Origin of the sequence: Microbispora rosea, assembly GCF_900156315.1 — a bacterium.
Lineage (GTDB): Bacteria > Actinomycetota > Actinomycetes > Streptosporangiales > Streptosporangiaceae > Microbispora > Microbispora rosea.
In genome coordinates, this window is sequence record NZ_FTNI01000005.1 from 69,007 (window position 1) to 91,810 (window position 22,804).

23 protein-coding genes are annotated in these 22,804 nt (G+C 72.2%); 19 read left to right on the forward strand and 4 right to left on the reverse strand.

Annotated elements, in window-relative coordinates; all coding sequences use genetic code 11:
• The first annotated feature begins 162 nt into the window (after window positions 1-162).
• Genes BXA11_RS09075 through BXA11_RS09085 form a run of 3 tightly spaced genes read left to right on the forward strand, consistent with a single transcriptional unit; the run spans window position 163 to window position 1,555 of the window.
• A complete protein-coding gene (locus BXA11_RS09075) occupies window positions 163-447 on the forward strand; it encodes a TraR/DksA C4-type zinc finger protein (protein ID WP_076434107.1) in 285 nt (94 codons plus the stop codon).
• Entirely contained in the window at window positions 444-1,220 is a 777-nt protein-coding gene (locus BXA11_RS09080) for a rod shape-determining protein (RefSeq protein ID WP_076434108.1), read from the forward strand. The genes BXA11_RS09075 and BXA11_RS09080 overlap by 4 nt, the downstream gene beginning before the upstream one ends.
• Window positions 1,217-1,555: a TraR/DksA family transcriptional regulator gene (locus BXA11_RS09085; protein ID WP_030512336.1), complete on the forward strand. Its 339-nt coding sequence runs from the start codon at window positions 1,217-1,219 to the stop codon at window positions 1,553-1,555. The genes BXA11_RS09080 and BXA11_RS09085 overlap by 4 nt, the downstream gene beginning before the upstream one ends.
• Here BXA11_RS09085 and BXA11_RS09090 read toward each other — a convergent pair.
• Genes BXA11_RS09090 through BXA11_RS09100 form a run of 3 tightly spaced genes read right to left on the reverse strand, consistent with a single transcriptional unit; the run spans window position 1,476 to window position 5,633 of the window.
• Window positions 1,476-3,317 (reverse strand): ABC transporter ATP-binding protein, encoded by a 1,842-nt coding sequence (locus BXA11_RS09090; protein WP_076434109.1) that lies wholly within the window; start codon window positions 3,315-3,317, stop codon window positions 1,476-1,478. The genes BXA11_RS09085 and BXA11_RS09090 overlap by 80 nt on opposite strands.
• Entirely contained in the window at window positions 3,314-5,041 is a 1,728-nt protein-coding gene (locus tag BXA11_RS09095) for an ABC transporter ATP-binding protein (protein ID WP_076434110.1), read from the reverse strand. Before BXA11_RS09095 ends, BXA11_RS09090 begins: the two co-directional genes overlap by 4 nt.
• A 1-nt stretch (window position 5,042) precedes the next feature.
• Window positions 5,043-5,633, reverse strand: coding sequence for an NADPH-dependent FMN reductase (locus tag BXA11_RS09100; protein ID WP_076434111.1), 591 nt, complete (start codon window positions 5,631-5,633; stop codon window positions 5,043-5,045).
• Between the two features lie 112 nt (window positions 5,634-5,745).
• Here BXA11_RS09100 and BXA11_RS09105 point away from each other — a divergent pair, with 112 nt between their 5' ends.
• The 10 genes from BXA11_RS09105 to BXA11_RS09150 all read left to right on the forward strand — a co-directional run bounded on the left by BXA11_RS09105 (window position 5,746) and on the right by BXA11_RS09150 (window position 15,116).
• Window positions 5,746-6,510 carry a TetR/AcrR family transcriptional regulator gene (locus BXA11_RS09105; protein ID WP_076434112.1) on the forward strand — a complete coding sequence of 255 codons (765 nt, stop codon included), beginning with the start codon at window positions 5,746-5,748 and terminating at the stop codon, window positions 6,508-6,510.
• Complete coding sequence (hsaA, locus tag BXA11_RS09110) at window positions 6,507-7,673, forward strand: 3-hydroxy-9,10-secoandrosta-1,3,5(10)-triene-9,17-dione monooxygenase oxygenase subunit (protein WP_076434113.1); 1,167 nt, start codon at window positions 6,507-6,509, stop codon at window positions 7,671-7,673. The genes BXA11_RS09105 and hsaA overlap by 4 nt, the downstream gene beginning before the upstream one ends.
• A gap of 125 nt (window positions 7,674-7,798) precedes the next feature.
• Window positions 7,799-8,425, forward strand: a complete 627-nt coding sequence (locus tag BXA11_RS09115; RefSeq protein WP_076434114.1) for a TetR/AcrR family transcriptional regulator — start codon at window positions 7,799-7,801, stop codon at window positions 8,423-8,425.
• The gene (locus BXA11_RS09120) at window positions 8,418-9,578 is read left to right on the forward strand and encodes a steroid 3-ketoacyl-CoA thiolase (protein ID WP_076434115.1); all 1,161 of its coding nucleotides are present in this window, start codon (window positions 8,418-8,420) and stop codon (window positions 9,576-9,578) included. Before BXA11_RS09115 ends, BXA11_RS09120 begins: the two co-directional genes overlap by 8 nt.
• 138 nt (window positions 9,579-9,716) lie before the next feature.
• Window positions 9,717-11,036, forward strand: a complete 1,320-nt coding sequence (locus BXA11_RS09125; RefSeq protein WP_204054110.1) for an ABC transporter substrate-binding protein — start codon at window positions 9,717-9,719, stop codon at window positions 11,034-11,036.
• Window positions 11,033-11,938 carry a carbohydrate ABC transporter permease gene (locus BXA11_RS09130; RefSeq protein WP_076434116.1) on the forward strand — a complete coding sequence of 302 codons (906 nt, stop codon included), beginning with the start codon at window positions 11,033-11,035 and terminating at the stop codon, window positions 11,936-11,938. Before BXA11_RS09125 ends, BXA11_RS09130 begins: the two co-directional genes overlap by 4 nt.
• Complete coding sequence (locus BXA11_RS09135) at window positions 11,935-12,759, forward strand: carbohydrate ABC transporter permease (protein ID WP_076434117.1); 825 nt, start codon at window positions 11,935-11,937, stop codon at window positions 12,757-12,759. Before BXA11_RS09130 ends, BXA11_RS09135 begins: the two co-directional genes overlap by 4 nt.
• Window positions 12,756-13,610 carry an ROK family protein gene (locus BXA11_RS09140; RefSeq protein ID WP_076434118.1) on the forward strand — a complete coding sequence of 285 codons (855 nt, stop codon included), beginning with the start codon at window positions 12,756-12,758 and terminating at the stop codon, window positions 13,608-13,610. Before BXA11_RS09135 ends, BXA11_RS09140 begins: the two co-directional genes overlap by 4 nt.
• Entirely contained in the window at window positions 13,607-14,347 is a 741-nt protein-coding gene (locus BXA11_RS09145; protein ID WP_159454753.1) for a GntR family transcriptional regulator, read from the forward strand. The genes BXA11_RS09140 and BXA11_RS09145 overlap by 4 nt, the downstream gene beginning before the upstream one ends.
• Before the next feature lie 10 nt (window positions 14,348-14,357).
• Window positions 14,358-15,116, forward strand: a complete 759-nt coding sequence (locus BXA11_RS09150) for a sugar isomerase domain-containing protein (protein WP_204054109.1) — start codon at window positions 14,358-14,360, stop codon at window positions 15,114-15,116.
• A 75-nt stretch (window positions 15,117-15,191) separates the two neighbouring features.
• On the opposite strand, the gene BXA11_RS09155 is transcribed toward BXA11_RS09150, so the two are convergent.
• Window positions 15,192-16,583, reverse strand: a complete 1,392-nt coding sequence (locus BXA11_RS09155) for an aminotransferase-like domain-containing protein (RefSeq protein WP_076434121.1) — start codon at window positions 16,581-16,583, stop codon at window positions 15,192-15,194.
• A 90-nt stretch (window positions 16,584-16,673) separates the two neighbouring features.
• Between BXA11_RS09155 and BXA11_RS09160 the strand changes: the two genes are divergently transcribed.
• The 6 genes from BXA11_RS09160 (at window position 16,674) to BXA11_RS09185 (ending at window position 22,788) form a co-directional block, all read left to right on the forward strand.
• Window positions 16,674-17,909 (forward strand): Tm-1-like ATP-binding domain-containing protein, encoded by a 1,236-nt coding sequence (locus tag BXA11_RS09160; protein ID WP_076434122.1) that lies wholly within the window; start codon window positions 16,674-16,676, stop codon window positions 17,907-17,909.
• Between the two features lies 1 nt (window position 17,910).
• Window positions 17,911-18,741 (forward strand): phosphoenolpyruvate hydrolase family protein, encoded by an 831-nt coding sequence (locus BXA11_RS09165; protein WP_076434123.1) that lies wholly within the window; start codon window positions 17,911-17,913, stop codon window positions 18,739-18,741.
• Window positions 18,742-18,844: 103 nt separating this feature from the next.
• Complete coding sequence (locus tag BXA11_RS09170) at window positions 18,845-19,780, forward strand: bifunctional MaoC family dehydratase N-terminal/OB-fold nucleic acid binding domain-containing protein (protein WP_076434124.1); 936 nt, start codon at window positions 18,845-18,847, stop codon at window positions 19,778-19,780.
• Window positions 19,777-20,202, forward strand: coding sequence for a MaoC family dehydratase (locus BXA11_RS09175; protein ID WP_076434125.1), 426 nt, complete (start codon window positions 19,777-19,779; stop codon window positions 20,200-20,202). The genes BXA11_RS09170 and BXA11_RS09175 overlap by 4 nt, the downstream gene beginning before the upstream one ends.
• A complete protein-coding gene (locus BXA11_RS09180; protein WP_076434126.1) occupies window positions 20,199-21,374 on the forward strand; it encodes a lipid-transfer protein in 1,176 nt (391 codons plus the stop codon). The genes BXA11_RS09175 and BXA11_RS09180 overlap by 4 nt, the downstream gene beginning before the upstream one ends.
• A gap of 112 nt (window positions 21,375-21,486) precedes the next feature.
• On the forward strand, window positions 21,487-22,788 hold the full coding sequence (locus tag BXA11_RS09185; RefSeq protein WP_083744085.1) for a condensation domain-containing protein: 1,302 nt from the start codon (window positions 21,487-21,489) through the stop codon (window positions 22,786-22,788).
• The last annotated feature ends 16 nt before the right edge of the window (window positions 22,789-22,804 follow it).

Below are 22,804 nucleotides of genomic sequence, written 5' to 3' on the forward strand. Positions count from 1 at the left end.
CCCGGCGGCCGTGGCGCGCGCCGTCATGCGGCCGTCCTCCCAGCCCTGACCACCATCGCGCGCGGGCCATTCCCGCGTACTCGTTTCGCGCACCGGCACCGGTGCGCCGACGGCGCGCGTGCTCGCGCGCCACCTCATCCCTCACCTGGAGTGATGCCGCTTATGGCAGAGATCAGGTCGCCGCGCCTCCTCATGGAGGAGTGCCGGCGGTACACGACGCAGCTGTCCGAGCTGCGCATGCTGCTCGAGGAGCGGCTCCACGCCGCCCGCGCACGGCGGGCGCGTCTCGACGTCGCCGCGATCGAGGCGGCACTGGAGCGGATGGAGCGGGGCCTCTACGGCACCTGTATCCGATGCGAGGCGTTCCTGCCGCTCGACCGGCTCAGGGCCGCGCCGCAGGTGCAGCAGTGCGCCTCCTGCGCCGGCGAGACACGGTTGACGGCATGACGGCCCTGGCCCTCGACCTCGGCACCGCGCGGACCCGGCTGCTGCTGTCCGGCAGCACGGCGATCAAGGAGCGGCCCTCGTCGTTCGGCGAGCCGGGGACGCGCCGGTGGCCGGTGCGGCACGGCATGGTCGCCGACATGCCAAGTTGCGCCCGGCTGGTCCGCGCGGCGCTGAGCGACGCCGTGACCGGGCAACACCCGCCGCTGGAACGCGTGCTGCTCGGCGTGCCCGTCGCGGCCTCGCGACTCGACCGGCGAGCGGCGTACGCGGCGGTCAGCAGCGCCGCCCGCTGCCGGGTGACGATCGTCGAGGAGCCGCTGGCCGCGGCGGTCGGCTGCGGGGTGGACATCGCCGACCCGAGGCCCAGGATCCTGCTCGACGCGGGAGCGGGGATCGCCGAGGCCGTCGTCATCCGCGCCGGCGAGATCGCCGACGCGGGCGCCGTACAGGTCGACGTGGGCGACCTGGCCGGCTGTCCGGCGCACGCGCGGGAACGGGTCGTGGCGATGGTCGCCGACCTGATCGCGCGCATCCCCGCCGCCCTGCGGGCCACCGCCCGGCGGCAGGGCCTGCTGATCACCGGCGGCGGCGCCCGTGACCCGGAGCTGGCCCGCAAGCTCTGCGCGGAGCTGCGGATCACCGTCAGCCCCGCGCCCGATCCCGTCAACGCGACCGTCAGAGGGCTGGCCTGCCTGCTGCCCACGGTCGAGCACCGCACTTCCGGCACCTCTGCCATAGACGAATGCCATCGGACGAAAGGACCTCGACGATGACCACCAGTGACGAGTTCACCGCCATCAGCGAGCTGCAGACGCAGGCCATGCGTGCCGACCTGGAGGAGCAGCTCCACCGGCGCGAGGTGCAGCTGCGCGACCTGCGGGCCGCCGTCGACGGCGGCAACGACGACACCGCGAGACTCGCCCTGCTCGCCGACCTCGCCGCCACCGAGCGGGGGGTCGCCGAGCTGCGCAAGGCGCTGGAGCGGATCGAGGAGGGAAGCTACGGCCGGTGCGCCGACTGCACCGCGGTCATCCCGTTCGGGCGGCTGAAGATCCGGCCCATGGCCCGCTACTGCATCGCCTGCCAGCGGCGCCACGAGGCCCGCTGAGGCCGTCCCCGCCGGGGAGTTGTGCTCGATACAGCCGGGCGTACGCGCCTTCCGCCGTCAGCAGCTCGTCGTGCGTGCCCTGCTCGACGATCCGCCCCTCGTCCATCACGAGGATGAGGTCGGCGTTCCTGACGGTCGACAGGCGGTGGGCGATGACGAACCCCGTGCGCCCGGCCCGCAGCGAGGTCATGGCGCGCTGCACCAGCACCTCCGTGCGGGTGTCGAGCGCGCTGGTGGCCTCGTCGAGCACCAGGATGGGGGGATCGGCCAGGAACGCGCGGGCGATGGTGACGAGCTGCCGCTCGCCCGCGCTGAGCCCCTCGCCGTCGTCGTCGACCACCGTGTCGTACCCGTCGGGCAGCGTGCGCACGAGGTGGTCGACGCCGGTGGCCCTGGCCACCTCGACGATCCGGTCGCGCGGCACGTCGCCGGCGCCGTACGCGATGTTGTCGGCGATCGTGCCGTGCCGCAGCCAGGTGTCCTGGAGCACCATGCCGATCCTGGCGCGAAGCTCCCGCCTGGGCACCCGGGCGATGTCCACCCCGTCCACCGTGATCCGCCCGCCCGTGACGTCGTAGAAGCGCATGAGCAGGTTGATCAGCGTGGTCTTGCCCGCGCCCGTCGGGCCGACGATCGCGACGGTCTGCCCCGGCTCGGCGACCAGGGACAGGTTCTCGATGAGGGGGCGATCCGGTGTGTACCGGAACGAGACGTTCTCGAACGTCACCCGGCCGGTGGTCGCGGCCGGAAGGCGGACGGGGTCGCGGACCGGCTCCTCCTCGTCCTCGTCGAGCAGTTCGAAGATCCGCCCGGCCGAGGCGAGCACCGACTGCAGGAGGGTGGACATCGACGTGACCTGGTTCACCGGCTGCCCGAACTGCAGGCAGTACTGGATGAACGCCTGCACGTCGCCGACCGACAGCGCGCCCGCCGCGACCCGCAGGCCGCCGATCACCGCGACGAGCACGTAGTTGAGGTTCATGACGAGCGACATCGACGGGCCGATCAGGCTGGACAGCAGCTGCGCCCGGAACCCCGCGCGGAACACCGCGTCGTTGCGCTCGCCGAACTCCCGTACGGCCTGGCGCCGCCGGCCGAACACCCTGACCAGGGCGTGCCCGGTGTAGGTCTCCTCGATGTGGGCGTTGAGCCGGCCCGTGGCGGCGAACTGTTCCACGAACCTCGGCTGGGCCCGCCTGCCGACCGCCCTGGCCGCCACGACGGACAGCGGCACCATGACCAGCGAGACGAGGGCGAGCAGCGGCGAGGTCCACACCATCATCGCCAGCACGCCGACGAGAGTGATCAGCGCGGTGACCGCCACGCTGAGCACCTGCTGCAGCGTCTGGCCGACGTTGTCGACGTCGTTGGTGGCGCGGGAGAGCACATCGCCTCGCTGCCGTCCGTCGAAGTAGGCGAGCGGCAGCCGCGCGAGCTTGGCCTGGGTCCGCTCCCGCAGCCGGAAGACCAGCCGCTGCGCGACGGTCGCGGTCGTCCGCTGCTGCGCGAGGGAGAGGAGGAACGCGGCCAGATAGCAGGCGAGGGCGCCGAGCAGCACCCCGCCGATCGCGGCGAAGTCCACCCGGCGGTGCCCGGACACGGCCGACAGCACCAGGTCGGTGGCCGCGCCGAGCAGCCGGGGGACCGCCACGGTCAGGGCCACGGCCACGGCGGCGCAGCCGAGGGCGGCCACGGCGAGCGGGAATTCGGGGCGGGCCGTCTCCAGCAGACGCCGGACGGTTCCGTGCTTCGGGGCTGTCACGCGGCCACCTCCTGGCCTGTCTGGGAGAAGACGATCTCGCGGTACGCGAGGCACGAGGCCATCAGTTCCTCGTGGGTTCCCGACCCGGCGACGCGGCCCTCGTCGAGCACCACCACCCGGTCGGCGTGGCGGGCCGAGGAGATCCGCTGGGCGACCAGGACGACGGCGACGTCGCGGGTCTCCCGCGCCAGCGCGTCGGCGAGCGCCCGCTCGGTGACCGGGTCGAGAGCGGAGAACGGGTCGTCGAGCAGCAGCACCCGGGGACGGGCGACCAGCGCCCGCGCCACTGTCAGGCGCTGCCGCTGGCCGCCGGACAGCGAGGCGCCCCCCTGCCCGAGCGGTGTCTCCAGGCCCTCCGGCAGCGCCTCGACGAAGTCGCGCGCCTGCGCGACCTCCAGCGCGTGCCACAGCTCGGCGTCCGTCGCCTCGGGCCTGCCGTACCTGAGGTTGCCGGCGATGGTGCCGGAGAACAGGTACGGCCGCTGCGGCACCAGCGCGACGACGCCGGCCGGCTCCTCGGCGGGCAGCGACGCGACGTCCGTCCCGTCGAGGAGCACCCGCCCGGCGGTCGGGTCGAGCAGCCGGGCCACGAGGTTCAGCAGCGTCGTCTTGCCCGAGCCGGTGGAGCCGACGACCGCGACGGTCTCGCCGGGGCGGACGTGGAGATGCACGCCGCGCAGCACCGGTTCCTCGGCCCCCGGATAGCGCACGTGCGCGTCGCGGACCTCGACCTCTCCCTTCCACATCCGGTCGCTGGCGGCCGGCGGCGCGTCCGGTCGGGACCCGGTCTCCAGCACCTCGCGCATCCGGAGCGCGGAGACCCGGGCGCGCGGCGCGGCCAGGACGGTGAAGGTCGCGAGCAGGGCGGATCCCAGGATCACGGCCAGGTAGTTGAAGAACGCCACCAGCGAGCCGACCCGGGTGACGCCGTCGTCGACGAGGTGCCCGCCGTACCAGATGATCGCCACGCCGCACAGGTTGCCGATCAGCATCCCGGCGGGAAACATCACGGTCCCCAGCCGCGCGGCGCGTACGGCGAAGCCCAGCAGCGCGCCGTTGGCCTCGGCGAACCCGGCGCGTTCGCGGTCCTCGGCGGCGAACGCCCGGACGACCCTGACCCCGGCGATCTGCTCGCGCATCAGCCGGTTGACCTGGTCGACGCCGCGCTGCGTCGCATGCGCCAGCGGGGTGAGCCGGTGCAGGATCACCCACAGGACGGCCGACAGCGCGGGCAGCGCGACCAGCAGCAGCGTGGACAGGCGCAGGTCCTGCCGCAACGCCATGACCACCCCGCCGAGGAAGATCATCGGCGTGCCGGCCAGGCCGGTCAGCCCCATGAAGACCAGCGTCTGCACCTGCTGCACGTCGCCGACCGTGCGGGTGATCAGGGACGGGAGGCCGAAGCGGCCCACCTCCCGCGAGGAGAACGACTGGACCTTCGCGTAGACGTCGGCGCGCAGCTCGTGACCGACGGCGGCGGCGGTCCTGGCCGCGAGGACGCCCACCACGGCCGAGCACAGGACCTGTGCCAGGGTCCCGGCCACCATGAGGCCGCCCAGACGCAGGATCAGCCCGGTGTCGCCGCGCAGCACGCCGTCGTCGATGAGCGTGGCGTTGATCGTGGGCAGCAGGAGGGCGGCGAGCGCCTGCGCGATCTGGAGCACGGCGACCAGGGCGACGGCGCCGCGATGGGGACGCAGGGCGGAGCGGAGCAGGGAGCCCATCTCAGCCCCCGTACGGCCGCGCCGCCCGCGCCTCGCGCAGGGCCCGGCCGAACCAGACGAGCTCGTCGAGCATGACCTTGGCCGCGCCCTCCGGGCCCGCGGGGTCCTTCGGCCAGTTCCCCTCCGCGTCGAACAGCGTCCAGGGGCTCTGGAAGGCGACGGAGTCGCGGATCGTCACCGCGTGCAGCTCGGCGAAGACCAGCCGGAGCTGCTCGACGGCCCGCAGGCCGCTGGACATGCCGCCGTAGCAGACGAACCCGACGGGCTTGGCCGCCCACTCCCGGTGATAGCTGTCGATCATCAGTTTGAGCGCGGCGGGGAAGCTGCGGTTGTACTCCGGGGTCACCACGACGAAGGCGTCCGCCGCCTCCACCCGGGGCCGCAGCCCGACGGTCTCCTCCGGCTTCTCGCCGCCGAAATGCCCGCGCAGCCCGTCGGGGAGCCGGGTCTTGGCCAGGTCGATCACGTCGAGCGCCACGTCGTCGCGCCGCTCGGCCTGACCGGCGAACCAGTTCGCGACGAGGGGCGCGACCCTCCCCTCCCGCACGCTACCGATGATCATCCCCATTTTGAGCCGGTCTTCTCCGGACATCGTTCCTCCACGAGGTGAGTACGCCGTACGCAACGGGTACACCGTACGCGCTGATGCGTACGATGTACAAGTCCGAGTACGATGTACACGGCGAACCGGGAGGAGCACGACGATGGCCGGGAAGAAAGCGGACGACGCGCACGATGTGACCCACGAGTCCATCTGGCAGCGGATGGAGCGGCCCACCCGGCCTCCCCGTGCGGCGCTGACCCACGCGCAGATCGCCACGGCGGCAGTGGAGATCGCCGACGCCGAGGGGCTCGACGCGGTCTCGATGCGCCGCCTGGCCGAGCGGCTCGGGGTCGCCACCATGGGCCTCTACCGCTACGTGCGCGGCAAGGACGACGTGATCGAGCTGATGGTGGACGCGGTCTACGCCGAGGAGGCACGGGCCGGAGAGGGCGGCGACTGGCGGGAGGTCCTGCGCGTGTCCGCCCTGCGCCTGCGCGCCCTCACCCTGCGCCATCCCTGGCTGGTCGAGACCACGGCCCATTCCGGGCCGCTGACCCCCAACTTCGTCGCGCGCACCGACCGGCTCCTCGCGTCGCTGGACGGCCTCGGCCTCGACGCCGACACGGCGATGACCGTCATCGGCACGGTCACCGCGTTCGTCACCGGGGCGACCACCGCCCGGATCAGGATGGCCAGGCTGATGCGCAAGGAGGGCGCGGAGAAGATGGACGACCTTCGCACCCTCTACTCATCTCGGATGAGGTGGCTGCTGGACTCGGGCCGCTATCCCGCGTTCGAGCGCTACATCCGCGAGGGCGTCAGGAAGGACGACGACGACTGGCAGTTCGAGCTCGGGCTGGACAGCGTCCTCGACGGCATCGCCGCCCGGCTGCCGACGAGCGTGACACGGAGGACTCCCCGATGAGCAACGAGGTCCTGGACGCGGTTCGGGCGCTGCTGCCGAAGATCGCCGAACGGGCCCGGTCGACCGACGAGGATCGGCGGGTCCCGGCGGAGTCGATCAGGGAGCTGGTCCGGGCCGGGGTCTTCCGGATGCTGCAGCCCAAGAGGTACGGCGGTGCGGAGAGCGACCCGGTGAGCTTCTACGAGGTGATCCGGGAGATCTCCGCGGTGTGCGGGTCCACCGGATGGACCGCGGCCGTGCTCGGGGTGCACCCCTGGCAGCTCGCCCTGTTCGACGAGGCCGCCCAGGACGAGGTGTGGGGGAGCGACCCGGACGCGCTGATCTCCTCGTCGTACGCGCCCGTCGGGCGGCTCGTCCCCGCCGAGGGCGGCTACCGGCTGTCCGGCCGGTGGCGCTTCTCCTCCGGCTGCGAGCACGCGGTGTGGGCGATGGTGGGCGGCCTCGTCCTCGGCGACCAGGGCAGGCCGGTGGACGTCATGACCGTTCTGGTGCCCCGCTCCGACTACTCCATCGCGGACGTGTGGGACGTCATCGGGCTGCGCGGCACGGGCAGCAACGACATCATCGTCGAGGACGCCTTCGTGCCCGCGCACCGCGTGATGCGCAACCACGACATGGCACAGCTGCGCGGCCCCGGGCAGGAGGTGAACACCGGCCCGCTCTTCCGCATCCCGTTCGGCACCGTGTTCACCACCACGATCACCGCCCCGGTCATCGGGATGGCCGTCGGCTGCTACCGGTCGTACGTGACCGCGATGCGCGACCGAGTGCGGCTCAGCCTGGGCGGCGGCCGGTTCGCCGAGGACCAGTTCGCGCAGGTCGCGGTGGCCCGGGCGGCGTCGGAGATCGACGCGGCCATCCTGCAGACCGACCGCAACGTGTGGGAGACGTACGAGCACGCCGTGCGGGGCGAGGCGATCCCGGTGGAGCTGCGGCTGCGGGTGCGCAGGGACCAGGTGCGCGCCACGGAACGGGCGCTTGAGGCGATCGACATCCTGTTCAAGACCGCCGGGGGTAACTCCCTCAGCCGGGGCAACCCCATCGAGCGGGCCTGGCGCGACGCCCACGCGGGCAGCGTCCACGTCGCCAACGACGTCGAGCGCGCCCTCGCGATGTACGGCAAGGGCGAGTTCGGCCTGGCCGTCGAGGACAACCTGATCTGAGCCGCCGGAGACGACGGCGCCCGCTCGTCCCACTGACTCGTCCCGCTGAGTGGCATGGACCGTTGGCAGGCACCCCCGCACGGCTTTGTATCGTCGTTGCGACACACGAACGGTCAGGGGGAGACGTGCCGAGGATCGCCGAGGTCAGGGCGCCGGCGGAGCCGAGCTCGCCGGAGCAGCGGGCCCGGCACCTGCGCATCCTGCGCGCCGCCGCCAGGATGGGCGCGGAGAAGGGTCTCGAGCGCGTCCAGATGCACGAGGTGGCCAAGGAGGCCGGGGTCGCGATCGCCACGCTGTACCGGTATTTTCCCTCGAAGACCCACCTGTTCACCGCCGTGATGGCCGAGCAGGTCGACCGGTTCGAGGAGAGCCTCCCGCAGCCGAAGCCGGGCACCGCGCCCGAGGACGCCGTCGCCGACGTGCTCGTGCTGGCCAGCAGGCAGCTGCTGAGCCGCCCCGCGCTCGCCACCGCGATGCTGCAGTCGGCGAACTCCGCCAACGCCGCCGCCGTGGCCGGCACCGGCCGGATCGACAGGACGTTCCGGCAGATCGTCCTGCGCACGCTCGGCATCCGGGAGCCGACCGTCATGGACGTCACGCTGATCCGGCTGCTCATGCAGTGCTGGCATGGCGTGCTGCAGTCGAGCCTGAACGGCCTGTCGTCGGTCCCCGACACCGAAAGCGACATCCGGATCGCGTGCCGGCTGCTGCTCGCGCCCCGCTCCAACGCCTCAAGGAGGTGCGATGCCTGAGGCCGTCATCGTCGACGCGGTGCGCACGCCGGTCGGCAAGCGCTACGGCGTCCTGTCCGGGCTGCACCCCGCCGAGTTGCTCGGCGTCGTGCACCGGGGCCTGATCGAGCGCAGCGGCCTCGCCGCCGAGACGATCGAGCAGGTGATCGGCGGCTGCGTCACCCAGGCGGGGGAGCAGGCCAACAACGTCACCCGCCAGGCGTGGCTGCACGCCGGCCTGCCGTACGGCACGGCCTGCACGTCGATCGACTGCGCGTGCGGGTCCGGCCAGCAGGCCGTCCACCTGGTGGCCGGGCTGATCGCGGCCGGTGCGATCGACGTCGGCATCGGCTGCGGCGTCGAGGCGATGAGCCGGGTCTTCCTCGGCGCGGCGGTCACCCCGGAGGCCGGCAGCCCGTTCCCGCCGTCGTGGTCGCTGGACATGCCCGACCAGTTCACCGCGGCCGAGCGGATCGCGCGGCGGCGCGGCATCACCCGCGAGGACGCCGACGCGTTCGGCCTGCGCTCCCAGCGGCGCGCGGCGCGGGCGTGGGAGGAAGGCAGGTTCGACGGGCAGGTCCTCACGGTGGAGGCGCCGGTGATGGGGCCCGAGGGCCCGACGGGGGAGACCGCCGTGGTCTCCCGGGACCAGGGGCTGCGCGACACCGGCCTGGAGGCCCTGGGGAGGTTGCGGCCGGTGCTGCCGGAGGGCATCCACACCGCGGGCAACACCTCGCAGATCAGCGACGGCGCCGCCGGGGTGCTGCTGACGAGCGCCGCCCGGGCGCGTGATCTCGGCCTGCGCCCGCGGGCGCGCATCGTCGCCTCCGGCATGGTCGGCTCCGACCCCTACTACCACCTCGACGGCCCGATCGACGCGACCCGGCACGTCCTCAAGAAGGCGCGCATGACGCTGTCCGACCTCGACCTCGTCGAGATCAACGAGGCGTTCGCGTCGGTCGTGCTCTCCTGGGCGCGGGAGCTCGACGCCGACATGGACAAGGTCAACGTGAACGGCGGCGCCATCGCGCTCGGCCACGCCGTGGGCTCCACCGGCTCCCGCCTGCTCACCCAGGCGCTCCACGAGCTGGAGCGCACCGGCGGCTCGACCGCGCTCGTCACCATGTGCGCGGGCGGCGCCCACGCCACGGCCACCGTCATCGAACGAATCTGAGGCCGCCGCCGTACTGACCTGAAATCCAGGTTAGGTCCTCTCCCTATCTTCCCCTCTCGGCAAAAATTCGTTATAACAACATAACGATGTAACGACGCCCGGTCGGCGGCGGCGTACAGCGGGGAGGAGGCGACCCCCTTGAGAACTGTCGGAGCGATCTCACTTGGTGCCGTGCTGGCGCTCGCGCTCGCCGGATGCGGCGGCTCGGGTGACTCCGGAGCGGCCGGCGGACCGCAGACGATTTCATTCCTTACCCACTGGGGACCCGAGCAGGTGACGGCGCTCAAGGCCGCGGCCGCCGCGTTCCACACCAAGAACCCCGATGTCACCGTCGACATCCGGGCGGTTCCGTTCGCCAATCTGCTCAGCACGCTGCGGACGCAGGGCGCGAGCCCCAACGGTCCCACCATCGCGGGAATCTACGACCTCTGGCTCCCCGAACTGGTGCGCGACGGTCTCGCCGCCCCCGCCCCCTCGGGCGTGGCCGCGGACGTCAAGGCCGGCTGGCCGGCCAACATGGCCGACGGCGTCACCAAGCAGGGGCAGGTGCGCGGCTATCCGAACGAGGTCGACCTCTACGCGCTCAACTACAACAAGAAGCTGTTCGCCGAGGCGGGCATCCCCGCGCCGCCCAAGACCTGGGACGAACTGACGGCCGACGCCGCCAAGCTGACCAAGCGCGACGGCGGCAAGGTGACGCAGCAGGGCTTCGGCGTGATCACGAGCTGGGCCTCGGGCGCCGTCCACCCCTGGCTGTCGCTGGTGAACTCCAACGGCGGGCAACTGCTCGACGGCAGCACTCCCAAGCTGGACGACCCGAAGGTCGTGGCCGCCGCGCAGCTCTACGCGGACCTCGTCAAGAGCGGCGCCACCCAGCCGTCCATGAGCAGCGCCAACGCCAACACGACCGGGCCGTACCTCGACAACTTCGTCAACGGCAAGACCGGCATGATCATCATGGCGAACTGGTGGCAGAGCGCCCTCAAGCAGGCGATGGGCGACCGGTACTCCGACGTCGGCGTGGCGCCGGTGCCGGTCGGCCCGGAGGGCACGGGGTCGGCGGGCGTGTCCTACTCCTGGCTGACGATGGTCAACGGCAAGGCCTCGCCGTCCAAGCAGGACGCGGCGTGGAAGTTCCTCCAGTTCCTCAACGGACCCGAGAGCGGCAAGGGCGGCTCGTCCGCGATGGGCGACATCCTGATGTCGATGGGCATCCTGCCCAGCAGGACCAGCGATCTCACGGCGCACAAGGCCGAACTGTCCGACCCGTTCATCGCGGCGTACGTCGCCGAGCTGCCGAACGCCAAGCCCTTCCCGACGGTGCTGGGCGGTGAGGCCATGAGCCAGGCCGTGCAGAAGCACATCGAGAACGTCGTGTTCGGCAAGGAGACCGCGCAGCAGGCGATGACCGCGGCGCAGAGCGAGGTCGCCGGCATCCTCGCCAAGGCCGGGGCATGACGGTTCAGGCGTCCCGCAGCGCCAGGCGAGGGGCGGCGATCGCCTTCCTCTCGCCGGCGATGGCGGTCATCGTCCTGTTCGTCGCCGTGCCGATCGCCCTGACGTTCTGGATCAGCCTGCACGACTGGTCGATGTACACGCCGCTGTCGCAGATGACGTGGCGGGGCCTCGGCAACTACACCGACCTGCTGCACAGCGACGACTTCCTGAACGCGCTCGGGAACACCCTGGTGTACGTCGTGCTCGTCCTGGTGACGACGGTTCCGCTGGCCCTGGCGCTCGGGATGCTGCTCTACTTCCCGAAGGCCGCGGGCAAGGCGGTGGCGCGGGCCGCTCTGTTCTCGACCTACGTGATCCCCACGGTGGCCATCGCGATCGTCTGGGGAGCGCTCTACGCGCCCGACTACGGCCCCATCTCGCAGGCGCTCGGCGCTGTCGGGATCGATTCGCCCGCCTGGCTGAGCGACCCCCAGACGGCGCTGCTCTCGCTGGTGATCTTCCACGTCTGGCAGATGACCGGTTACTACACGATCCTGGTCATCGCGGGGCTCACCCAGATCCCCGACGACGTGTACGAGGCGGCGCGCATCGACGGCGCCGGCTTCTGGCGGCAGACGTTCAGCGTCACGCTGCCCCTGCTCCGCCGTACGACGACGTTCATCGTGCTGATCGCCGCGATCAACGCGATCCAGGTCTTCGACCCCGTCTACATCCTCACCCAGGGCGGCCCGGCCGAGAGCACCACGGTCCTGTCGTACGCGATCCAGCGGGCGGCGTTCCAGAACGGGATGGCGGGCCAGGCGAGCGCGATGGCCTTCAGCCTGCTGCTCGTGCTGGTGGCCGTCGCGGGAGTCGTCCTCGCGGCCATGCGCAGGCGGACGGCGGCGGAGGGACGGTCATGAGGCGAATCACACGCGCGGCCACGGTTCTCGCGCTCGGGCTGGTCATCCTGGTGCCGCTGTTCCCCCTCTACTGGATGGTGATCTCGGCGCTGAAGGGCCCGGAAGAGCTCCAGAAGGCGCCGCCGACCTGGTTCCCGTCCCACGTGACGTTCTCCGCGTTCGGCGAGGTCTTCCAGGCCGTCCCCTTCGGCAGCGCCTTCGTCAGCAGCGTCCTGATCGCCGGGGTCTCCACGCTGTCGGTCCTGGTGACCAGCGTCATGGCCGGCTTCGTGTTCGCGAAGTACCGTTTCCGGGGCCGCGACCTGCTCTTCTGGTCGGTCGTCGCCACGATGTTCCTGCCGCCGGTCGTGACCCTGGTGCCGTTGTACTGGCTGGTCTCCACGATGGGCCTGGCCGACTCCTACCTGGGCGTGATGCTGCCCTGGCTGGCGAACGCCTTCGGCATCTTCCTGATGCGGCAGTTCATCGCGGACGTTCCCGAGGAGCTGATCGAGGCCGCCCGGCTGGACGGCGCCTCGGAGGCGCGCATCGTCTGGCAGATCGTCACGCCGTTGCTGCGTCCCGCGCTGGTCAGCCTCGCGATCTTCGCCTTCGTCTTCTACTGGAACAACTTCCTGTGGCCGCTGTCGATCCTGCAGTCGGACGACAAGTTCCCCGTCGTCCTCGCGCTGAGCCGCCTGCTGTCCTACAGCACGAGCGTGCAGTACCAGAACGTGGTCATGGCCGGAGCGCTGATCGCCAGCGTGCCCACGATCGTGGTGTTCCTGCTCGCCCAGCGCGTGTTCGTGCAGAGCATCTCCCGGACGGGGGTGAAGGGATGACGACGTTCGTCGGCATCGACGTCGGCGGCACCTCCGTACGGGTCCTGGCCGAGACGCCGGACGGCCGCGGCGAGCCGGTCACGGCTCCGGTGGCCGGCTCCTACGACGCGTTCCTCACCCAGGTGACCGGGCTCTGCGCGGGAATCGCACGACCGGCGGGAGTCGGCGTCGGCCTGCCGGGGACCTCCGGCGAGAGCCGGCCGCTGTTCGTCCCCGCGCTGCCGTGGCTGGAGGGCCGTCCGCTGCGGGACGACCTGGAGGCCCGCCTTGGCGCGCCGGTGCGGCTCGGCCTGGACGGCCACCTCACCCTGCTCGCCGAGGCCGCGGAAGGGGCCGCCAAGGGGGTCAGGTCCGCCGTGCTGCTGGCCGTCGGGACCGGCATCGGCGGCGCCCTCCTGATCGACGGCAGGATCTGGCGCGGCGTCCACGGCAGCGCCGGATCGTGGGGCTGGTTGCCGGCCAATGTGCCGGACGACCCGATGCGCGATTCGGTGCGCGATTCGGTGCACGGCCCGTTCGAGCAGGCCGCCTCCGGCTCCTCGCTGCGCGACGGCCCCGCCCTGGTGGCGGCGGCCCGCGCGGGGGACGAGCGGGCGTGTGCCGCGCTCGACGCGTACGCCGCCCGTCTCGCCCGGGGGGTCGCGGCGGTCGCCAGCACGATCGATCCCGAGATCATACTCATCGGCGGCGGGCTGGCCGACGCGATGGACGTCCTCGGCCCTCCGCTGCAGCGGCACGTCGCGAGGTTCGCCTCACCCGACGGCCGCCGGGTGCCCGTGCGGCCCACCGCCCTGGGCTCCCGGGCGGGCGTCGTGGGAGCGCTCCTCATCGCCAGAACGGAGGAATGGTGATCGTCAAGGGAATGGACCCCACGTCGGGAATCCCTCTCTACCTGCAGGTCGAACGGAGTCTGCAGCAACGCGTCGACGCCGGCGAGTGGGTGCCGGGCCAGCAGCTGCCGACCGAGGAGGAGCTGGGCAAGGCGTACGGCGTGAGCCGCGTCACGGTCCGGCAGGCGGTGGCCCGGATGGTCGACCGCGGGGTGCTGGTCAGGGAACAGGGCCGGGGCACCTTCGTCCGCGACACGAGCCTGACCGCGGGCGCTCGGTGGGTCACATCCTTCACCGCGGAGCTCGCGCAGCTCGGTCACAGCGCGGGCTCGCGGGTCCTCGGCCAGACGATCGTCACGGCGGGCGAGGAGGATCTGCCCCCCGAGATGCAGTTGCCGGCCGACTCCCGGATGCTGCGGCTGCGCAGGCTGAGAACCGACGGCTCCCGGCCGGTGGGCGTGCAGACCGCGCTCCTCCCGCTCGACCGGTTTCCGGGTCTCGCCGACCTCGACTTCACCGACCGGTCGCTCTACCGGACCCTCAACGAGCGCTACGGGCTGGTCCCGCGCGAGGCCGTCGAGACCTTCACGGTCGGCGGCGTGCTCGACGAGGACGCCGCGACCCTCGGAGTGACCGCGGGCGCCCACGCGTTCTACGTCGAACGCCTCACCTTCGACGCCCATGGTCCGTTCGAACACGTACGCAGCGTCATGCGCGGTGACCGATACCGCGTGCGACTGGCGTTGCGGACCTCATGAAAGGAACGCCGTGAGTTACACCCGAACCCTGATGACCATCCTTGACCGGCTCGACTCCACGCAGGAGGAGGCGCTGGCGACCGTGGCCGAGCGCTGCGCGGACGCCATCCAGAACGGCGGCCTGATCCACCTGTTCGGCAGCGGCCACTCGGTGATCCCCACCATGGACGCCTTCCCCAGGTACGGCAGCTTCGCGGGCATCCACCCGCTCACCGATCCCCGGCTGATGTGGCACAACGTGCTGGGGCCGGGCGGCGTGCGCGAGCTGCTCTGGCTGGAGCGCACCGAGGGGTACATCAAGCAGTACCTGGACCACGAGCCGCTCGCCTCCGGCGACGTGATGGTGGTCTACAGCCACGGCGGCAGGAACGCGGCGCCCGTCGAGGCGGCCATGTACGCCGCCGAGCGCGGCCTGTTCACCGTCGCGGTCACCTCGGTGGCCAACCTCGAACGCCCGGCCGAGCACTCCAGCGGCCGGCGGATCGCGGAGATCTGCGACGTCACGATCGACACCGGTGTGCCGGTGCAGGACGCCATCATCGAGGTGGACGGCTGGGGCCGTCCGACAGGGGGCGCCTCGACGGTGGTGGCCAGCGTGGTCAGCCACGAGATCGTCACCCGTACGGCGGCCGTGCTCGCCGGCCGGGGCGTCGTGGTGCCGACGTTCGTCTCCCCGACCGTGCCCGGGGCCACCGTCTCGTCGAACGACGAGGTGTTCGCCGACCACCAGCGCCGTCTGCACGCCGCCGAGGGCCGCGACCGGAAGTGAGGCGACGCGGTGACGTCTGAGGGCCTGATCGCCGTAGCCGGTGGTCAGGCCCTTCCTCATCACCGGCGCCGTCGCTCATTCGAGGAGTTCGACCGCGTGCGCGAACTGCTCCAGGGGCTTCCAGAACGGCAGCCGCAGCCGGGTGCGCTGCGCGTTCGAGGGGGAGAAGGCCGGGCCCGCGGTGACCAGCACGCCCCTCCCGCGTGCGCGCTCGGCCAGGGCGACGGCGTCGGTTCCGGTGTCGATCCACAGCGCCGTGCCGCCGCTCGGCGGCGTCCACCGCCACGCCGGCCGCAGTTCCGTCAGAACCGCCGCCGCCTCGGCGAGATGGGCCCGCAGGCGCCGGGCGCGCTCCTGCCGGGCCCGGTCGGCCTGAGCCAGGAGCTCGGCCGTCACCATCTGGTCGATCACCGGCGCGGCCAGGTCCAGCGCCGCCTTGGCCTGTGTCAACCGCGTGATCACCGGACGTTCCGCACGTATCCAACCGACCCGCAACCCGCCCCAGAGCAGCTTCGACGCGGTGCCGATCCGGATCACCAGGCCGGGGTTCGCGGGATCGGGCAGCGGTGGCCGCATCCCGCGGTCGTCGAGGACGAGATCGGCGCAGGATCGGTCTTCGATCGTCAGCACGCCGTGCCTGCCGACGATCCGGCTGAGCCGTTCCCGCTCGGCCGCCGGCAGGCTGATCCCCGTGGGGTTGTGCGCCGCGGGCTGGCAGTAGAGCAGGGCGGCCCGATGGGCGACCCGGTCGAGGTGGTCGAGGTCGAGACCGTCCTCCCGTACGGGCACTCCGGTCAGCCGCGCCCCGGCCGTACGGAACGCCTCGATCGCGCCGCGGTAACCCGGCTCCTCGACCAGGACCTCGTCTCCCGGCGCGACCAGGGACGACGCGCACAACCAGACGGCCTGCTGGGAGCCGGAGGTGACGAGGATCTGGTCGGGCCCGGTCGGCAACCCCTGCAGGGTGTACTGCTCGGCCACGACCGCGCGGAGACGAGGCAGCCCCGCCGCGTAGTAGCCGTCGTCCGCGAGATAGACGTCGAGTTCGCGTAGATCGACCGCCGACACGGCGTCCCGCACCAGCGACAGGGCGGGCAGGGCGCCACTGGAAAGGTCCAGCTCGACGAGGCGGCGGGTGCGGCCGAAGGACGCGAGCCGCCCCTCGACGACATGATCCCCTCCCGTGATCCGGTCGCCCCGCACGCGTGATCCGGACCCCTGCCGGGACGTCAGCCGCCCCCGCGCGGCCAGCTCCGCGTACGCCTCGGCCACGGTCCCGCGGGACACCCCGAGCGCGGCGGCCAGCGCCCGTTGCGGCGGCAGCGCGGCCCCCTCGACCAGCACGTTGCCGGCGATCAGCTCGGCGAGGGCATCCGCGAGCGCGTGCGGCAGTGGCCCGTCCTCCGCCCGCCACCCGCCGATGAGGCGGGCCAACGCGGCACTGTCGACATGTTCCGCACGTGCCATGGACCAATTCTGCGTGATTGGCCTGGCCGCTTCGGCCGTGGCCGGACATCCTCGACCGTACGGGCAGGTCGACGACGACAGGAGGCCGCGGTGGCGACGGTAGTGCTGCTGGGAACGCTGGACACCAAGAGCGAGGAGTACCGCTGGGTCCGTGACCAGCTGAACGAGGCGGGCTGTGAGGTGCTCCTGATCAATGTGGGCACCTTCGCGCACGGGGCGGAGCTCGCCGACATCGGCGCCGACGAGGTGGCGCGGGCGGCGGGCACCGAGCTCGACCTGCTCCGCGACGCCCGCGACCGCGGCGCCGCGATGGACGCGATGGCGACCGGCGCCGCCGTGGTCGTCCGGCGGCTGTTCGAGGAGGGGCGCCTCGACGGCCTTCTCGCGATCGGCGGCTCCAGCGGCTCGTCGGTCGCCGCCCGTGCGCTCCAGGCCCTGCCCGTCGGAGTGCCCAAGCTGCTGGTCTCGACCATGGCCTCGGGTGACGTCGGCCCGTACGTCGGAGACGCCGACGTCACCCTCATGTACTCCGTCGTGGACATCTCCGGCATCAACCGGCTCTCGCGCGCGGTTCTCGGCAACGCCGCCGCCGCGGCGGCCGGGATGGCCCAGCGGTACGCCCGGGTCCGGGACGAGACCGGTGACGAGCGGAAACTCGTCGGCGCCACGATGTTCGGGCTCACCACGCCCGCCGTCGACGAGGCCCGCGAGCACCTGACCGGCCTCGGGTACGAAGTCCTGGTCTTCCACGCCACGGGTTCCGGCGGGCGGGCGATGGAGGCCCTCGCCGCCTCCGGGATGCTCGACGGCGTCCTCGACCTGACCACCACGGAGCTGGCCGACGACCTCGTCGGCGGGATGCTCACCGCCGGCCCCCACCGGCTGGAGGCGGCGGGACGGGCCGGCATCCCGCAGGTGGTCAGCGTGGGCGCACTCGACATGGTCAACTTCGGCCCCCGGGAGACCGTGCCGGACAGGTTCGCGGACCGGAAGTTCCTGGTGCACAACCCCACGGTCACCCTCATGCGGACGACCCGCGAGGAGATGGCCGAGCTGGGCGCCAGGATCGGCGACAAGCTCAGCCGCGCCACCGGACCGGTGGAGGTCTACCTGCCGCTGAGGGGCGTCTCCGGGATCGACGTCGAAGGAGGGCCGTTCGCCGACCCAGACGCCGACGCCGCCTGCTTCGCCGCGCTCCGCGACGGTCTGAAGGACACCGGCGTCCCCGTCCACGACGTGGACGCCGCCATCAACGATCCGGGCTTCGGCCGGGCCGCGGCCGAAGCCCTGCACCGCCTTATCGGCGCACGCCGGACTGGAGAATGAGATGAACCGCGAGACAGCTCTCGAACGCCTGCGCGCCACCGCCGGGGCCGGCCGCCCCATCATCGGGGCTGGCGCCGGCACCGGCCTGTCGGCCAAGGCCGCCGAGGCCGGCGGCGTCGACCTGCTGATCATCTACAACTCGGGCCGCTACCGCATGGCCGGCCGGGGGTCGCTCGCCGGGTTGCTTCCGTACGGCGACGCCAACGCGATCGTCGTCGACATGGCCAGGGAGGTCCTCCCGGTCGTGCGCGACACCCCCGTGCTGGCCGGGGTCTGCGGCACCGACCCCTTCCGGCTCATGGGCCCCTTCCTCGACGAGCTCAAGGCGATGGGCTTCGCGGGCGTGCAGAACTTCCCCACCGTGGGTCTGTACGACGGCAAGTTCCGGCAGAACCTCGAGGAGACCGGGATGGGCTACCCGCTCGAGGTGGACATGATCCGCGAAGCGCACCGGCGTGACCTGCTCACCGCCCCCTACGTCTTCGACGCGGAGCAGGCCGTCGCGATGGCCGAGGCCGGAGCCGACGTCCTCGTGCCCCACGTCGGGTTGACCACCAGCGGCAGCATCGGCGCGGAGACCGCCCTCACCCTCGAAGAGGCGGCCGCCGCGGTGCAGGAGATGCGCGATGCCGCCGTCGCGGTGAACCCCGACGTCATCGTGCTGTGCCACGGCGGCCCCATCGCCGAGCCGGAGGACGCCCAGTTCGTCCTCGATCACACGAACGGGATCGCGGGCTTCTTCGGGGCGTCGTCGATGGAACGCCTCCCCACGGAGAAGGCGATCGCCGCCCAGGCGACCGAGTTCAAGGGCCTGCGGCTGCGCACTGCCTGACCGGCCGCGTGGACGTGGTCTCCCGGTCAGCGGGATTCGCCGGGTCTCCGGCGGGTCCCGCTGACTAACGTCGGGACGGCGGGAAGACCGGCGTGGAGGACCGATGACCAGCTACGAGGATTTCGCCGGACGGGAGATCCTCCCGCTGTGGGAGGGGCCCGACCCGGTGAACGTGCCCATGATCAGGCACTGGGCCGAGGCGATGGGCGACCGCAACCCGATCTACCGCGACGACGCCGCCGCCCGCGCGACCGGCCGCCCCGGTATCGTCGCGCCCGCGTCGATGATGCAGGCGTGGACGATGCGGGGGTACGCCGCCACCGTGGAGGGCCCGGATGCCGGGGCCAGGGCCGGAGCCGCGGCCGGGGCGCGGGAGCTGGACGGGCTGTTGGAGAAGGACGGCTACACCTCGGTGGTGGCGACCGACTCGGAGTTCGAGTTCCACCGCGAGCTGGTGGCCGGCGACCGGGTGAGCGTCCGCGAGGTGGTTGAGTCGATCTCGCCGGAGAAGAGCACCGCGCTTGGCACCGGCCGGTTCGTGACCACGGTCCGCACCTACACCGACCAGGACGGCGAGGTCGTCGCCGTGCAGCGCTGGCGGCTGCTGCGCTTCAGGCCGAAAGAGGCGCGGGCGCCGCGGCCGCGGCCCGCGGTGAACCGGGACAACGCGTTCTGGTTCGAGGCGGCGCGCGAGCACCGGCTGGTGATCCAGCGCTGCGCCGGGTGCGGGACGCTGCGCCACCCGCCCGGCCCCTGCTGCCCGCACTGCGGCTCGTTCGACTGGGACGCCGCCGAGGCGTCCGGCCGCGGGCAGGTCTACAGCTTCGTGGTCAACCACCACCCCCGCCACCCGGCGTTCGAGTATCCGCTGATCGTCGCGGTCGTGGAGCTCGACGAGGGCACGCGGCTCGTCACCAACCTGGTCGGTGTGGAACCCGGAGAGGTCGAGATCGGCATGCCCGTCGTCCTCGACTGGCTGGACGCCGATCCCGACCTGTCACTTCCGGTGTTCCGCCCGCAGAGCGGGATCGCGGCATGAACGGGCGAACGTACGAGGAGGTGGCGACGGGGGAGGAACTGCCCCCGCTGCCGATCCCGCTGACCCGCACGCTCATCGTGGCGACCGCCATCGCGAGCCGCGACTACCAGGACGTCCACCACGACCCCGGCCTCGCGGTCGAGCGCGGGTCCACGGACATCTTCATGAACATCCTCACCACCAACGGCCTGGTCGACCGGTACGTGACCGAATGGGCGGGCCCGGCCGCCGTGGTCACGGCGATCAGAATCAGGCTCGGCGTGCCCAACTACCCGGGCGACACGATGACGCTGACCGGCACGGTCACCGCCAAGCACGACGAGGACCGCCGGGTCGAGATCGCCGTGCGCGGCGAGAACGGCCTGGGCGCCCACGTCACCGGCACCGTCGCCGTACGGCTTCCGGCGAAGGACGCGACATGAGCGGCTTTTCGGGTGCGGCGGCGATCGCCGGCATCGGCGCCACCGAGTTCTCCAAGGACTCCGGCCGCAGCGAGCTGCGGCTCGCCTGCGAGGCCGTGCTCGCGGCCGTCGCCGACGCCGGCCTGAAGCCGTCCGACGTGGACGGCATGGTGACGTTCACCGCCGACACCAACGCCGAGATCCACGTCGCCCGCAGCACCGGCATGCGCGACCTGACGTTCTTCTCGCGCATCCCGCACGGCGGCGGCGCGGCCTGCGGCACCGTCCAGCAGGCGGCGCTGGCCGTCGCGACCGGCGTCGCCGACGTCGTGGTCTGCTACCGGGCCTTCAACGAGCGGTCCGGTGTGCGCTACGGCCTCGGCCAGGCGGACGGCCCGGCCGAGACGGGGGCCGACAGCGCGGCGTACGCGTGGCTCACCCCGTTCGGCCTGTCGACGCCCGCCCAGTGGGTCGCCATGTTCGCCCGCCGCTACATGCACGAATACGGCGCGACCAGTGAGGACTTCGGCCGGGTGGCGGTGGTGGACCGCAGGCACGCCGCGACCAACCCGGCGGCCTGGTTCTACCGGCGGCCCATCACGCTGGAGGACCACCAGGCGTCGCGCTGGATCGCCGAGCCGCTGCACCTGCTCGACTGCTGCCAGGAGACCGACGGCGGCCAGGCGCTGGTCGTGGTCTCCGCCGAACGCGCGCGCGACCTGCCGCACCCGCCCGCCGTCGTCCTCGGCGCGGCCCAGGGCTCGGGCGACGACCAGCACATGATGACCAGCTACTACCGCCCCCGCATCACCGGCATCCCCGAGATGGGGCTGGTCGGACGACAGCTGTACGCGCAGAGCGGCCTCGGCCCCGCCGACATGGACGCGGCGATCCTGTACGACCACTTCACGCCGCTGGTGCTGCCGCAACTGGAGGAGCTGGGCTTCTGCGCCCCCGGCGAGGCCAAGGACTTCGTCGCCGAGGGCAACCTGGAGCTCGGCGGGCGGCTGCCGTTCAACACCCACGGCGGCCAGCTCGGCGAGGCGTACCTGCACGGCATGAACGGCATCGCCGAGGCCGTCCGCCTGGTGCGGGGCACCAGCGTCAACCAGCCGGAGGGGGTGCGCAACGTGATCGTGACGGCGGGCACCGGCGTGCCCACGAGCGGCCTGGTCCTCGGAGCCGACCGCTGAACGCCAGTGGTTCACCTGCGGTGAATCATGGAATCTTGACCCGCACGGAGGTGAAACCTAGCCTTCGTTGGAGCGTTTCCACGTTCGCCCGCCCCACTCGTGAAGGAGAGCCATGCGGCTTTCTGTGGACTTCGCCTCCAATCGTTCGGGAACGGCGGAGCTCGCGTGGGGACAGCGGGACATCTGGGAGGCCATCCGAAGGGTGGGGCCGGACAGCGCGCACTATTTCAACGTGCCCCGGCTCCTCACCGTCCCGGGCGCGGGCGGCCCGCGCAGCCCCCGGGCTGTGGCGTCCGCCCTGGCGGAGGTGATCGGCCGGCACGACGCCCTGCGATCGCTGGTGCGGCTCGGCGCGGCGGGGCCGTACCAGGAGGTGGCGGCGGCCGGGACTCTGCCGATCGAGACGGTCGAGGTGGCTCGCGGCGCCGCGGACGGCGCCGCGGCGGACCTCGTCGCCCGCTTGGCCGGTCGATCCTTCGGCGACGGAGAGCAGCCGCTGCGCGTCGGTCTCGTGATCTGCGACGGCGCCGCCACTCACGTGGCGCTCGTGCTCAGCCACGCCGTCGCGGACTGGCGCGCGGCCGACGTCGTGGTGCGCGACCTGCGGATGCTGCTGCTCCGCGGGTCGATCGCAGGGCCGCCGCCGTCGCAGCTGCTCGACCTCGTGCGGGATGAGGAGGCGGCGTCGGCCCGTTCGGACCGGGCCATCGCGCAGTGGGAGGCGCTTCTCCGCACGGTGCCGTCCGCCATGTTCCCGAAAACGGTCGGAGCGGGCGCGTCGCCGCGATACGCGCGGGCAGTGCTGTCGTCGCCCCGGCTCAACCACGCCGCCCAGGTGCTCGCCCGCCGCGCCGGCGTCAGCACCGCCACCGTCTTGCTGGTGGCGGTCGCCATGCTGCTGCGCGAGCTGACCGGACACGAGGTCGCCGCGATCACCCCGATCGTGCACAACCGCTTCAATGACCGGAGCCGGGACCTGGTCACCAGCCTGAACCAGTTGGGGTTGTTCACCCTGGGGCCCTGCGCGAGCCTTCCCGAGACGCTCGTGAGCGCCTATCCGTCGGTTCTCGCGTCCTACCGGCGGGCTCGTTTCGATTCGCTGGCCCTGAACGCGATGATCGACCGGATGAGCGCCGACCGGGGCGTCCCCCTGTTCCCGTCGTGCTGCTTCAACGACCTGCGCCCAGGCGAGGACCCGGCTGGCGCCGGTAGCGCGGACGGGGAGTCGGAGCTGGAGTGGCTCCCCGGCACGGACAAGCGCAGCTGCGACTTCTGCGTGGCACTGATGCGCTGGAAGGGCACGCTCGGGGTGGAGCTGAGCGCCGACACCACCCGCCTGCCCGAGGGCGAGATGGCCGCGCTGCTGCACCGGCTGGAGTCCTTCGTGGTCGGCGCGGCTCGGCCGCTCTCGTAGTCGCTCTTGCAGCAGC